The sequence below is a fragment of the Limosilactobacillus ingluviei str. Autruche 4 genome, from assembly GCF_000312405.1.
GTDB classification, from domain to species: domain Bacteria; phylum Bacillota; class Bacilli; order Lactobacillales; family Lactobacillaceae; genus Limosilactobacillus; species Limosilactobacillus ingluviei.
The window spans coordinates 714612-727435 of record NZ_HE997173.1 but is presented as its reverse complement, the minus strand read 5'-3'; the positions used below and the strand labels follow the sequence as shown (position 1 = coordinate 727435).

The following is a 12824-nucleotide window of genomic DNA, read 5'->3' as shown; positions in this document are numbered from 1 at the left end:
GTAAATATGTCGTGTGTTAAAATTGGAATTAGCGGATTTTTGAGTGTTGCTATCACTACTATGTCCAAGTCTATTAAGCAAAAGTTGTGGCAGCCGAGTTTAAATATAGGGATAAGAAAAGGGACCAACGAGTGATTTCGTTGGTCCCTTTAAACTTACTTTTGCTTTTGGTCTTCGAGCATTTGCACGATCTTTTCCAGCGATTCTTCGGCGCTGGCGTGAGCCGGAACTTCAGGTTCTTCTTCCTTCTTTGGCATAGCCTTGTTAATGGCCTTCACCAGTAAGAAGACAACGAAGGCGATGATCAAGAAGTTAATGACCGAGTTCAAGAAGAGCCCGTATTTGAAGTGGGCGTCGCCAACGGAGAGAACCAAGTTTGACAGGTCGATCTTCCCCAGGAAAATCCCGATCAACGGGTTGATCAAGTTTGCTACCAAGGATTTTACGATCGCCGTGAAGGCCGAACCAATGATAACCCCAACGGCCAGGTCCATCACATTCCCGCGACTGATAAATTCTTTGAATTCTTTGATCACAATATAAACGTCCTTTCTTCCAGTTTGCTAAACAGTCATTAACCATTATACGGGAAAAATCGCGCTTGAAAAGATAAATTTTCTGATCATTTGATTAATAAGGGACAAAATTTAAAACTTTTATTAAAAAAAGACGGTTCCCCGTAGGGTTCCGTCTTTTTAAAGTTTTTTTAAGCAAATTAGCCTTGCAGCTTAGCCATCCCGGCCGTGGCAATTTCCTTTAAGGTCTTAGCTGAAGCGGCCATGGCCTTGGTTTCCCGTTCGTCCAGTGGCACTTCGATTACCCGGTCGATCCCTTGGGCGTTGATAACGGCTGGCGTCCCGATGTAGATGTCGTCTAAGCCGTATTCACCGTTCATTGGGGCCGCAATTGGCAGCACGGCGTTTTCGTCCCGCAAGATGGCCCGGGAAATCCGCATCAGGGCCGTAGCAACCCCGTAGTAGGTTGCGCCCTTGCGGTTGATGATTTCGTAAGCCTTGTGGCGCACTTCGTCTTCGATTTGGAGCAGTTCGTCCATCGAAACGCCGGCTTCCTTGGCCATGTCCAAGAGCGGCTTGCCACCGATCGTCGCGCTGGAGTAAGCGGCGAATTCCGTGTCACCGTGTTCACCCAAGATGTTGGCCATCACGTCAACTGGGCTGACGTTGAACTTCTTGGCCAAAGCAACTCGCAGCCGGGCGGAGTCTAAGGACGTCCCGGAGCTGATTACCTTGTGCTTCGGGAAGCCGGAGAACTTTTGCGCGGCGTATGTCAAGATGTCCACTGGGTTCGCCGCCACCAGGATGATCCCGTCAAAGCCCGAAGCCTTGATTGGTTCGATGATTGACTTCATGATCTTCATGTTCTTGTCAACCAGGTCCAACCGGGTTTCACCCGGCTTTTGTGGGGCCCCGGCCGTAATTACGACCAGGTCGGCATCCTTGCAAGTGTCGTAATCAGCGGCGTAAACCAACTTAGGCGCCGTAAATGGCGTAGCGTCTTCGAGGTCTAAGGCGTCCCCTTCCGTGCGTTCCTTGGACAGGTCGATGATGGCAAATTCTTCGGCCAACCCTTGTTGCACCATGGCGTAAGCGTAACTGGAACCAACGGCTCCGTCACCGACTAAGACAACTTTTTGGTGATTCTTAGACATAAGATAATACACTCTCTTTCTGTGTGACTTTTGCGGAGGTCCTCCTCCATCGCGAAAACTATTATATCATGCTCCTTCTCACAATGTTAGAAAAATCGCGAATTTTTTCACAAGTTTGAAAGCGCTTTTTTCTTGTTCTTTTGCAAATGAAAGGGGTTGGCCTTTTAATTTTTCACAATATTAAGTTTGTGATATCGTTAGCGACCCAGTCCACCGATTCCGCAGACGACAATTAATCCCAACAGTAAAACCGGCCATAACAGCACTTTGAATAGGATCGCCGCAATTATCAAGAACAAAAACACCCCACAGAGCCAGAGCGAAAATTTAAAGAGTTTCCAGAGCAGCCACAATCCGAGTAGTAAAAAAAGCAAGGTCATTGCAAAAACCACCTTTCAGCAGACTAAAATTATGGTAAAATACTAGCTTAAACTACGCATAGTCTTTGGCACGTTGCCAAGGGTATGGTAAAATTAACACATTGTAAGGGCGCAGTGCCCTGGAATCAGTTGAGGAGGTGATTACCATTTTAAATCGGACCAAACAGTTTATGCGGGATAACGATCTGACGTATAAGAAGGAATATATTCGCCCGATGATGACACCGGAACACGTCTACATCTTCCGGTTTGGTAAGCATAAACTTAACAACCGGGTAATCATTCGATACTCCCATACGTGGACGGGTCGATTGAAGATTAATGAGATTGACGTCCGACTCCACCACCAGCACCACCCGCGGATTTTTAAGACCGAGCGCGATTTGATCATTTACTTGACCAATCATTTGGAAAAGAAGCGCCAACAAGCGGGGGATGCCAAGCAGAATGAGGCCCCAGCCACGCCAGCTGAACACCCGGCGTCGGAATAAGGCCATCATACTAAATTTCAGGGGCCGCGGCAAAGCGATTTGTCGGGGTCTTTTCGTTTTTTTAAGAACTGTGACAGCGGAGGAAATAAGATGGAGCAGTGGACAGAAATTATCGTTGAAACCAGTACGGCGGCCGTGGAAGCCGTCGCTTACCAACTAACCAACCACGGGGCGGCCGGGGTGAAGATTGATGACGCCGCCGATTTTGCGCAGCTGACCAGCCAACCCGACCAGTATGGGGCGATCATTGATCCCTTCAGCTTGCCCCACCGGCAAAGCGGTGCGGCGGTAACGGGGTACTTTGCGCCGACGACCTTTGTGCCGGAAATCCTGCCGGAAATTGAAGCGGCCGTGCGGCAATTAGCCGACTTTGGCTTGGATCCGGCGCCGGGGACGGTCACGGTGCACCAATTGGAAAATGACGATTGGGCCTTGGCCTGGCAAAAGTATTACCACCCGATCCGGCTCAGCCGCCAGCTGACGATCGTGCCGGCCTGGGCCGAGTATCAACCAACCAGCCCGGATGAAAAATTGCTGGTCTTGGATCCGGGGATGGCCTTTGGGACCGGGACCCACCCGACGACCAAGCTGATGCTCCAAGCCCTGGAAATGACGCTGCGCGGGGGCGAAAGCTTGCTGGATGTCGGCACCGGTTCGGGGGTCTTGAGTATTGCCGCCAAGCAATTAGGGGCCGGGGCGGTGCAAGCCTTTGACCTGGATCCGGTGGCGGTGGCCTCAGCTAAAAAGAACCTGGCCTTAAACCCGGTGGCCGCGGACGTGCAAGTGGCGCAAAACAGCCTCTTAGACGGGATCAACACCCAAGTGGACGTGGTGGTCGCCAACATTTTGGCAGAAATCATCCTGCCCCTGATTCCTCAAGCGCTGGCTAACCTTAAGCCGGGCGGGGCCTTTTTGACCTCCGGCATTATTAAGGATAAGTTTGAAACGGTCAAACACGCCCAAGAGGCCGCGGGCTTTGTGATTGATGAAACCTTGCGGATCAAGGATTGGTATGGGATCATTGCCCACAAGAAGGGGGAAGACGAGTAGTGCAACGTTATTTTTTACCTGAACAAACCGCGACGGACACGCCGCTGGTTCTCCCCGCCACGGTGGCCCACCACTTGGTAACGGTCTTGCGGGCGCAAGTTGGGACAGCCGTAGAAGTCGTGCTGGCGGATCACCAGGCTTACCAAGCCGAGGTCGTCGCCCTGACGCCGGCGACCATCACGCTGACGACTCCGCTGACCAGCCAAGTTGAATTGCCTGTGACGGTGACGTTGGCTTGCGGTTTACCCAAGACCAAGGAAAAACCGGAACTAATTGTCCAAAAGGGAACGGAACTGGGCGCCCACCACTTTATCTTCTTTGAAAGTGAACGCTCGGTCAGCCACTGGGACGCCAAAAAGGTCGCGAAGAAATTGGACCGGCTGCAAAAGATTGCCCTGGGGGCGGCGGAACAGTCGCACCGGACCTGGTTGCCAACGGTTGAATACCGGCCTAACCTGGCCGCCGTTTTACAGGAACCTGCTGATCAGCGTCTGGTCGCCTGGGAAGAGTCGGCGAAGCAAGGCGAAGCTGCGGCCTTGACGCAAAGTTTGACCAGTTTGCAAGCGGGCCAACGCATCTTGGCCCTCTTTGGCCCGGAAGGCGGGTTGACCAGCCAGGAAGTCGCGGCGATGACGGCGGCGGGCTTTCAAGCGGTCGGCTTAGGGCCCCGGATTTTGCGCACGGAGACGGCCCCGCTGTACTTTTTGGCGGCGACCTCCTACCAATTGGAACTGCAGGGCAATCTGTGATTTCCCGGCGGGGAACCTGTGCTAAAATAAGAATTATCTAATCGGGCAGATTTGAGGGAATGCGAATGCAAAGAATAAAACAATGGTGGCAAGCAAGTGATCGCCTTGCCATCGTGATCAGTCTGGTAATGGGAATCCTGGTGACGGGGCTGGCAGCGCGCAGTGGGCTCATCAGCCGGGTGCTGATGGTCGGCGGTTTGCTCTTGATCATCAACAGCGGGCTCAGCATTTGGCTGGGTAAGCGCTTGGTAACCAGAAAAAGCGGGATGCTGTTCTGGTTTCCGGGGGCCTACTTGTTAGGGGCGTATCAGTTTGCGCCGCGTTACATGTGGCCCTTTGCCTTAGTGTACTTGGGAATCAGTTACCTGGCTTGGTCAATGTCAAAACCGGACTAAGGGGGGATTGGGATGTCGAAGGTGAAAGAATTAACGCATCAAGATGTCAAAGCGATGGTCGCTGCTTACATGAATGAGGATCACGTGGCCTTGGTTGAGCGGGCCTATCACTTTGCGGCCGTGGCCCATGCCAATCAGGTGCGCAAATCGGGGGAACCCTACATTATTCACCCGATTCAAGTTGCGGGGATCTTAGCCGAGTTGCGGATGGATCCGGAGACGGTGTGTGCGGGCTACATGCACGATATTGTCGAAGATACCGGGGCCACCTTAGGCGACATCCAAGAGCTCTTCGGGCCGACGATTGCGCTAATCGTTGATGGCGATACCAAGATCAGCAAGATTCACTATAAGTCCAATAAGGAACAAATGGCCGAGACCCACCGAAAATTGCTGTTGGCAATGAGCAAGGATATTCGGGTGATGATCGTCAAATTGGCCGACCGGTTGCACAACATGCGCACCTTGCAGCATTTGCGCCCGGACAAGCAACGCCGGATTTCCAACGAAACCTTGGAGATTTACGCCCCGATTGCCGACCGGCTGGGGATCAGCACGATCAAGTGGGAATTAGAGGACCTGTCCTTGCGCTACTTAAACCCGCAACAATACTACCGGATCGTCCACCTGATGAATTCACGGCGCGATCAGCGGGTCAGCTACATTAACGCGGCGATCGACCAGGTCAAACAATCAATCAGTGACTTGGCCTTAAGCGGGGAAATTGAGATCTACGGGCGGCCCAAGCACATTTACTCGGTCTACCGCAAGATGGTGACCCAACACAAACAATTCAGCGAAATCTATGACCTCTTGGCGATTCGGGTCGTGGTGGATTCGATCCGCGATTGTTACGCCGTGCTAGGGGCGATTCACACCAGTTGGAAGCCGATGCCAGGGCGGTTTAAGGATTACATCGCCATGCCGAAAGCCAATGGTTACCAATCCTTACACACGACGGTGATTGGACCCGAAGGGCGGCCGCTGGAAATCCAAATCCGGACCCACCAAATGCACGAGGTGGCCGAATACGGGGTGGCCGCCCACTGGGCCTACAAGGAAGGCAAGACGGCCGGCGTTGATCAGACCAGCCGGGATTCCCAAAAGCTCAACATCGTTAAAGAAATCCTGGAACTGCGCCAAGAAAGCAACGGGACCGACGAGTTTATGCAGGGGGTCCAAAGCGACATCTTTGCCGATAAAGTCTACGCCTTTACCCCGAAGGGTGATGCGATCGAAATGCCGAAGGGGGCGGGGCCGTTAGATATGGCCTACCAGATTCACACCGAAGTGGGGAACCATACCACGGGGGCGAAGGTTAACGGGCGGATCGTGCCACTGAATTACGAGATCAAAAACGGGGATATTGTCGATATTTTGACCTCGACGTCTTCGGCTGGCCCGAGCCGCGATTGGCTGGATCTGGTGTCGACCCGGCGGGCCCGCAATAAGATTCGCCAGTTCTTCCGCGCCCACAACCGGGAAGAAAACGTGGAGGAAGGTCACCGGATCATCGAAACCGAGCTGCGTGACAATGGCTTTAATCCGGTCCAATTCATGGTCCCAGACCTGGAGCGCAAGGTCGCCGAGCAGATGCACTACAATTCGATCGATGACCTCTACGCCGCCGTCGGCTTTGGGGATGTCCCGCCGCTGGGGGTGTGCAACCGGTTCACGGAAGACGTCCGCAAACAACAAAAAAAGGACCGCCAGCGCCAGGCCGAAAAGGAATTGCTGGAAGAACACAAGACCTTTGATGCCAAACCCGAAAAGAAGAAGCTACCAACCTCCAATGACCGGATCATTGTCGAAGGGGTCGATAACCTCTTAACCCGGCTCAGCCATTGTTGCAGCCCGATTCCGGGCGATGACATCGTCGGCTACATCACCAAGGGGCGCGGGGTGTCTGTGCACCGGCGGGATTGTCCGAACGTCAAGGCCAGCGAAGCCAGCGGCCAACGGTTAGTATCCGTCTACTGGTCGGATCCGCAGGGCGACCGGACCAACTATAACGCGGATATCGAAGTTCAAGGTTATAACCGCAATGGCTTGTTAAACGATGTGATTCGGGTGGTCAACAATAAGACCCGCTACTTAAATTCGATCAACGGGAAGGTCGACCACAACCGGATGGTCACGATCTCCTTGACCGTAGGGGTGCGGAATTTAAACCACCTGCACTTGATCGAGGATGCCTTGAAGAACGTAGCGGATGTTTACGTAGTCAAGCGGGTCATTCACTAAGCCAAAGTAACGGAGGAAAGCAGATGCGAGTAGTATTGCAACGGGTCAACCACGCCCAAGTCACGATTGAAGGGCAAGTGGTCGGCAAGATCGGCAAGGGTTACCTCTTGCTAGTCGGCTTTGGGCCGCAAGACACGCCGGCGACCTTGGAATATTTGGCCCACAAGATTGTTAATCTGCGGGTCTTTGAAAGTGAACCCGGCAAGATGAACTTGGGCCTCAAGGACGTCGGTGGGGAAATTTTATCGATCTCCCAGTTTACCCTGTATGCGGACGTGAAAAAGGGCAACCGCCCGGGCTTTTCCAATGCCGCCAAGCCGGCGGTCGCCGAGCCCTTATACCACCAATTTAATGATCTTTTGACCGCCGCCGGCATTCACGTTGAAACCGGCCAGTTTGGAGCCGACATGAAAGTCGAGTTGGAAAACGACGGGCCGGTGACGATTATTTACGAAAAATAAGTAAATTAAAGCGGCCGGAAAAAAGTTTTAAAAATTCAAAAGCGCTAGCAACCACGTTACTGAAAACGTTGATTGCTAGCGCTTTTTGTTGTTGCTACTTACAGTTCTAGCCTAAAAAAATGGTTTCTTCTCAGCCGCTAGTATTGCTGTAAAATCTGATCGACGCTTGGCCCGTAACTTTCGCCAAACAAGATCAGGTGCATGGTCAGGTAGTAGAATTGGTACCACGGCAGGCGGGTTTCAAAACCCGGTGCCAAGGGCCAGACGCTTTGGTAGCCCTGATAAAAGGCCGGCTCAAACCCGCCAAAAATCGTCGTCATCGCCAGGTCAAACTCGCGGTCGCCAAACAGGGCGTCCGGGTCGATAAGGGTGGGCGTGCCATTACTGGTGAACAAGAAGTTGCCGGCCCAAAGATCGCCGTGTAAGAGGCTGGGCTGAACCGGGTGGGTCTGATAATAGTGAGCAAAAGCGGCCACCATCCGCTGGTAGTGCTGGTCGCGCCAGTCATTCCAGACGCCCTGGGCCTTGGCGGCCGCGACTTCTGGGGCCAGGCGTTGGTGGCGGTAAAAATCGCCCCAGTCGGCATTCCAATGATTGTTTTTGGTTAAGACCTTGGTGGTGTGGTCGGTCGCAAAGCCGAACTGGTCGTTGGTGATTTGGTGGAGCCGAGCGACCGCTTGGCCGAGGGCAAACTGATCGCCCGCGCCTTGGTCCAGCCAATTTAAAATCAAGTAGGCGTGATCGTCCAGCGCCCCGCTGGCCAACGGTTGGGGGACGTTAACCGCCTGGCTGAGCGCCGTTAACCCCGCTTGTTCGTGGGCAAAATAGCTGGCCGGCTGGTGGGGTTGGACCTTGATGAAGTAGGTTTGGGTGGCCGTTTCCAGCCGAAAGGCCAGGTTGATGTCCCCGCCGCGCACCGGCACCACCCGTTGGAAGGGGGCGAAGGGCAATTTTTCAAACCAACTCAACGGTAATTCCATGGCAAGACTTCCTTTCTATTTCCCAGCCCGCACCTGGCAGAAGCGGTTAACCCCCTTGACGATCTGGGTCGCCGCTTGGTCTTGGTAGCGGGCGGATTTAATTTGCTTAAAATCGCGCTTGGTATTAATGTAGCCCATCTCACAGAGAATCGCCGGCTGGGTGTTGTCGCGGATGACCAAGAAATTTCCAAAGTCAATCCCGTGGTTGGCCAAGGGCAGGGGCGTAAGTTCATGGTTGACCAAGGTGGCCAGGGCCTTGCTGGCGCCCTGGTGGTAATAGTAGGTGGTCATCCCACTCCCTTCGTTGGCGTGGGGGGAAGAATCAAAGTGAAAGCTGATGAAGGCATCGGCTTTGACCCGTTCGGCGACTTGCGGGCGCGGCTTGAGATCTACGAAGTGATCATCGGTCCGCGTCATAATCACCCGCGCCCCCTGGGCCCGCAGCTTGGCGGCGACGCGCTGCGCCATTTGTAGGGTGTAAGTCTTTTCCATGTATTTGGCTTGTTTACTGTCAGTAACGTGTTCGGCCCCCACGTCGGTCCCCCCGTGGCCGGCGTCGATGACGATCGTGGCTTCACTTAAGGCATTCCCAGGGGCGACTTTGGTTTGGTGGTTGACCCGCCAGGCCGGCGCCCAGACGACCTGGTGATCTCCTAGGCGTAATTTGTACCAGTTATGACTTTGCCCAATCAAGCGGACCTTTTCGGTGGCCGCCTGGTGCTTGAGGGGCTGGTAAGTCAGCCCCGGGCCCATCCGTAAGGTCACCGCTTCTTTATGGATGGTAAGCCGATTTTGGGTTGCGATGATGGCAATCAGCAGCAAAGCAAGGCCGATGGGGAGCAAAGTGCTCCACCAGCGGCGGTAATGAATCAATTTCTCCACACGAAATCGCCCCTTTTTGTTTCCTTAAAAATAAGTATGACCGGCTGAATAAAAAAAGCAACCTTTTTCCAGGCTGGGGCCGGGAAATGTCGGGGAAAAACTTGACTCGGCGCGGGGGAACGAGTAAGGTAAATGAGAATTAAAAATTTTCAGCCACCAGTGAGAAAGCCTGATCGATCCTGCGGGAGTTCAGCGAGCCGGGACGGGTGTAAGCCCGGTATCCACGCAGATCGAGTGACCCTTTTGAGGTGGGCTGCGTCGCCTGGCGACGTTATCCGTGAGTGATACCAAGGTGGTACCGTGCTAGAATGCACCCTTGTGAAAGCAGGGGTGCTTTTTCTTTAGGCCGGGGGCTTGCGGAGCTGTAATAATAGGAGGGAAAATAATGCGTTACCAACGTCCAAAGGGGACGGCCGACATTTTGCCAACGGACACGGTTAAGTGGCAATACGTGGAAGGCGTCGCCCGGGAATTGTTTAAGACTTACGACTACCAAGAAATCCGGACGCCATTGTTTGAAAGCTATGAGGTCTTTTCACGCTCCGCTGGGGATACGTCCGACGTGGTCACCAAGGAAATGTACGATTTCAACGACAAGGGGGATCGCCACATCGCCTTGCGGCCAGAAGGGACGGCCGGGGTCGTGCGGGCCTTTAACGAAAACAAGCTGTACGGACCGGAATTTCAAAAGCCCTACAAGGTTTACTACCTGGGGCCAATGTTTCGTTACGAACGGCCGCAATCCGGGCGGCAACGCCAATTCCACCAAATTGGGGTAGAAGCCTTTGGTGCCAATAATCCGGCGATCGACGTGGAAGTCATCGCGATGGCCTGCCAATTATTTGCCAAGCTGGGGTTGACCAACCTGCGGGTCGCCATCAATTCCTTGGGGGACCAAACCAGCCGGGCCAACTACCGGCAAGCCCTAATTGATTACTTAAAGCCGCACTATGCGGAATTAAGTGAAGATTCCCAAGCTCGCTTGGAAAAGAACCCGCTGCGGGTCTTGGATTCCAAGGATCCGCGCGACCAGCAGTTCGTGGCTGACGCGCCATCGATTCTGGATTACTTGACGCCGGAAGCCCACGACCGCTTTGAAGCCGTCAAGCAAATGCTCGACGCCTTAGGGATTGATTACGTGGTCGACGCCACGATGGTTCGCGGGCTGGACTACTACAACCACACGATCTTTGAAGTGATGGTTCAAGCCAAATCGCTGGGCCACGGTTACACCACGATCTGTGGTGGGGGCCGTTACAGTGGCCTCGTCGAACAACTTGGGGGCCCTGACTTGGCCGGGGTCGGCTTTGGGATCGGCCTGGAACGGCTGCTCTTATTGTTGGAAGAAGAGGGCGCGGCCTTGCCGACCTTGCCAACGCTGGACCTGTACGTGGTCGGGATTGGCCAAGCAACGAACCTGGTCAGCTTGCAGCTAGTGCAAGCCGCCCGGGCTGCTGGTTTGATTGCGGAACGCGACTACCTGGACCGCAAACCAAAGGCCCAGTTTAAGACGGCGGCTAAGGCCGGGGCCAAGGCGGTCTTAACGGTCGGCGAACGCGAACTGGCCGCCGGCAATGTCCACTTTAAGAATATGGCAACGCAAGAAGAAGTGACCCTGAAGTTGGCGGATGTTTTAGCGGACTTCAAGGGCGTCTACACGGCACAATTGGGGGAATAAACAAATGAAACGGACAAACTACGCTGGCCGGACCAGCGAAGCACAAATCGGCCAAGAAGTCGTCTTAAAGGGCTGGGTCGCCAAGCGGCGCAACCTGGGGGGCCTGATCTTTATTGACCTGCGGGACCGCGAAGGGATCGTCCAACTGGTCTTTAACGAAGAAGACGACCGGGTGGCGTTTGAAGTAGCCAACGAATGTCGCAATGAATACATCATTGAAGTCCGCGGGCTGGTACGGGCCCGGGCCCAAGCCAACCCGGAACTGGCGACGGGGAAGATCGAAGTCGAAGTCAAGGAAGCCAACATCCTGGCCCGCTCCAAGACGCCGGCCTTCGAAATCAAAGATGACGTCGAAGCGGCGGAAGACCTGCGCTTAAAGTACCGCTACTTAGACTTGCGGCGGCCGCAAATGATGAAGAACATGAAGTTGCGCAGCAAGGTGGCCGCGATCGTTCACAGCTACTACGACAGCCACGACTTCATGGACGTGGAAACGCCAAACTTGACCCGCTCAACGCCGGAAGGGGCGCGGGACTTCTTGGTGCCATCCCGCTTGTATGATGGGCACTTCTACGCCCTGCCCCAATCACCGCAATTGTTTAAGCAATTGTTGATGGCCGCCGGGGTGGATCGTTACTACCAAATGGCGCGTTGCTTCCGGGACGAAGACTTGCGGGGGGACCGCCAACCGGAATTTACCCAGATTGACACGGAAATGAGCTTCGCCACGGCCGAAGAAATTCAGGAAATGACCGAAGGCTTGATCAAGCAAGTCATGAAGGAGGCCCTGGGGGTCGATGTGCCAACGCCATTCCCCCGTTTGGACTGGCAAGAAGCGATGGACCGCTTTGGTTCCGACAAGCCGGACACCCGCTTTGGGATGGAAATTCACGACCTGTCCGATTTAGTTAAGGACAGCAGCTTTAAGGTCTTTTCTGGTACCGTGGCGGCCGGCAATTACGTCCGCGCGATTGCGGTCCCGGGTGGGGCCGACCACTACTCCCGTAAGGACATTACCAAAAAGGAAGAATACATCAAGCGTTACGGCGCCAAGGGCTTGGCCTGGGTAAAGGTCACGGCCGACGGTTACAACGGGCCGATTGCCAAGTTCTTAACGGACCTGGCCGACCCGATCAACGAACGCTTGGGGGCCAAGGAAGGCGACCTGATTCTTTTCGTGGCCGATACCTTCCACGTGGTTTGTGATGCCCTGGGTTACCTGCGAGAAGCTATCGCCAAGGAAATGGATTTGATTGCGCCAAACCAATGGAACTACCTGTGGGTGGTCAACTGGCCGATGTTTGAATACGACGAAGGCTTTGGCAAGTGGATTGCCGCTCACCACCCCTTCACGATGCTCAAGGAAGAAGACCTTCACTACTTGGAAGAAGGAGAAGACCCACACCAAGCTCACGCCCAATCCTACGATATCATTTTGAACGGGAACGAAATCGGCGGGGGCTCGATCCGGATTCACGATCCAAAGGTCCAAGAAAAGGTCCTAAAGGCACTGGGCTACAGCAAGGAAGAAGCCAACGCCCGCTTTGGCTTCCTCTTGCGGGGGCTGGAAAACGGGATGCCGCCGGAAGGGGGCCTGGCCTTTGGCTTTGACCGTTGGGTAATGCTGTTGGCCGGAGCTGACAACATTCGGGACGTGATCCCGTTCCCGAAGAACTCCAAGGGGATTGAACCAATGACGGCTGCTCCTGGGACGGTTGATCCAGAACAGTTGGAAGAATTACATCTGACGGTCGCCACTGAAGCACCCGCGGATGAAGACTAATGCTTAACGAAAACGCCAATCGGTTTGAAACGGATTGGCGTTTTTGTTTCAGGTTTGTTAGA

The 12824-nt window shown here is 54.1% G+C and carries 12 protein-coding genes; 8 read left to right on the top strand and 4 right to left on the bottom strand.

Going from position 1 to position 12824, the window contains the following annotated elements; all coding sequences use genetic code 11:
• Nucleotides 1-155: 155 nt before the first annotated feature.
• Together mscL and BN54_RS03580 are read right to left on the bottom strand one after the other, a co-directional pair.
• On the bottom strand, nt 156-536 hold the full coding sequence (gene mscL / locus BN54_RS03585; protein ID WP_019205777.1) for a large-conductance mechanosensitive channel protein MscL: 381 nt from the start codon (nt 534-536) through the stop codon (nt 156-158).
• A gap of 179 nt (nt 537-715) precedes the next feature.
• Entirely contained in the window at nt 716-1669 is a 954-nt protein-coding gene (locus BN54_RS03580; protein ID WP_019205776.1) for an L-lactate dehydrogenase, read from the bottom strand.
• A 550-nt stretch (nt 1670-2219) separates the two neighbouring features.
• Here BN54_RS03580 and BN54_RS03570 point away from each other — a divergent pair.
• The 6 genes from BN54_RS03570 (at nt 2220) to dtd (ending at nt 7439) form a co-directional block, all read left to right on the top strand.
• On the top strand, nt 2220-2540 hold the full coding sequence (locus tag BN54_RS03570) for a hypothetical protein (RefSeq protein WP_040469900.1): 321 nt from the start codon (nt 2220-2222) through the stop codon (nt 2538-2540).
• Between the two features lie 90 nt (nt 2541-2630).
• Nucleotides 2631-3590, top strand: coding sequence for a 50S ribosomal protein L11 methyltransferase (gene prmA, locus BN54_RS03565; protein ID WP_019205773.1), 960 nt, complete (start codon nt 2631-2633; stop codon nt 3588-3590).
• Nucleotides 3590-4339, top strand: a complete 750-nt coding sequence (locus BN54_RS03560) for a 16S rRNA (uracil(1498)-N(3))-methyltransferase (RefSeq protein WP_019205772.1) — start codon at nt 3590-3592, stop codon at nt 4337-4339. Before prmA ends, BN54_RS03560 begins: the two co-directional genes overlap by 1 nt.
• A gap of 65 nt (nt 4340-4404) precedes the next feature.
• On the top strand, nt 4405-4734 hold the full coding sequence (locus tag BN54_RS03555) for a diguanylate cyclase family protein (protein ID WP_019205771.1): 330 nt from the start codon (nt 4405-4407) through the stop codon (nt 4732-4734).
• A gap of 12 nt (nt 4735-4746) precedes the next feature.
• Nucleotides 4747-6978 (top strand): RelA/SpoT family protein, encoded by a 2232-nt coding sequence (locus BN54_RS03550; protein WP_019205770.1) that lies wholly within the window; start codon nt 4747-4749, stop codon nt 6976-6978.
• Between the two features lie 23 nt (nt 6979-7001).
• On the top strand, nt 7002-7439 hold the full coding sequence (dtd, locus tag BN54_RS03545; protein WP_019205769.1) for a D-aminoacyl-tRNA deacylase: 438 nt from the start codon (nt 7002-7004) through the stop codon (nt 7437-7439).
• A 137-nt stretch (nt 7440-7576) separates the two neighbouring features.
• Here dtd and BN54_RS03540 read toward each other — a convergent pair whose 3' ends face one another.
• Both BN54_RS03540 and BN54_RS03535 read right to left on the bottom strand, forming a co-directional pair.
• Nucleotides 7577-8419: a fructosamine kinase family protein gene (locus BN54_RS03540; protein ID WP_019205768.1), complete on the bottom strand. Its 843-nt coding sequence runs from the start codon at nt 8417-8419 to the stop codon at nt 7577-7579.
• A 15-nt stretch (nt 8420-8434) separates the two neighbouring features.
• Nucleotides 8435-9301, bottom strand: a complete 867-nt coding sequence (locus tag BN54_RS03535; protein ID WP_019205767.1) for an N-acetylmuramoyl-L-alanine amidase — start codon at nt 9299-9301, stop codon at nt 8435-8437.
• A gap of 385 nt (nt 9302-9686) precedes the next feature.
• Between BN54_RS03535 and hisS the strand changes: the two genes are divergently transcribed.
• Complete coding sequence (gene hisS, locus BN54_RS03530; protein ID WP_019205766.1) at nt 9687-10979, top strand: histidine--tRNA ligase; 1293 nt, start codon at nt 9687-9689, stop codon at nt 10977-10979.
• A 4-nt stretch (nt 10980-10983) separates the two neighbouring features.
• Complete coding sequence (gene aspS, locus BN54_RS03525) at nt 10984-12762, top strand: aspartate--tRNA ligase (RefSeq protein ID WP_019205765.1); 1779 nt, start codon at nt 10984-10986, stop codon at nt 12760-12762.
• Nucleotides 12763-12824: the final 62 nt, after the last annotated feature.

Coding starts and splice junctions, on each gene's coding strand:
- BN54_RS03580 (WP_019205776.1), bottom strand. CDS start 1,669: ATGTCTAAGAATCACCAAAAAGTTGTCTTAGTCGGTGACGGAGCCGTT.
- BN54_RS03570 (WP_040469900.1), top strand. CDS start 2,220: ATGCGGGATAACGATCTGACGTATAAGAAGGAATATATTCGCCCGATG.
- prmA (WP_019205773.1), top strand. CDS start 2,631: ATGGAGCAGTGGACAGAAATTATCGTTGAAACCAGTACGGCGGCCGTG.
- BN54_RS03555 (WP_019205771.1), top strand. CDS start 4,405: ATGCAAAGAATAAAACAATGGTGGCAAGCAAGTGATCGCCTTGCCATC.
- BN54_RS03550 (WP_019205770.1), top strand. CDS start 4,747: ATGTCGAAGGTGAAAGAATTAACGCATCAAGATGTCAAAGCGATGGTC.
- dtd (WP_019205769.1), top strand. CDS start 7,002: ATGCGAGTAGTATTGCAACGGGTCAACCACGCCCAAGTCACGATTGAA.
- BN54_RS03540 (WP_019205768.1), bottom strand. CDS start 8,419: ATGGAATTACCGTTGAGTTGGTTTGAAAAATTGCCCTTCGCCCCCTTC.
- hisS (WP_019205766.1), top strand. CDS start 9,687: ATGCGTTACCAACGTCCAAAGGGGACGGCCGACATTTTGCCAACGGAC.
- aspS (WP_019205765.1), top strand. CDS start 10,984: ATGAAACGGACAAACTACGCTGGCCGGACCAGCGAAGCACAAATCGGC.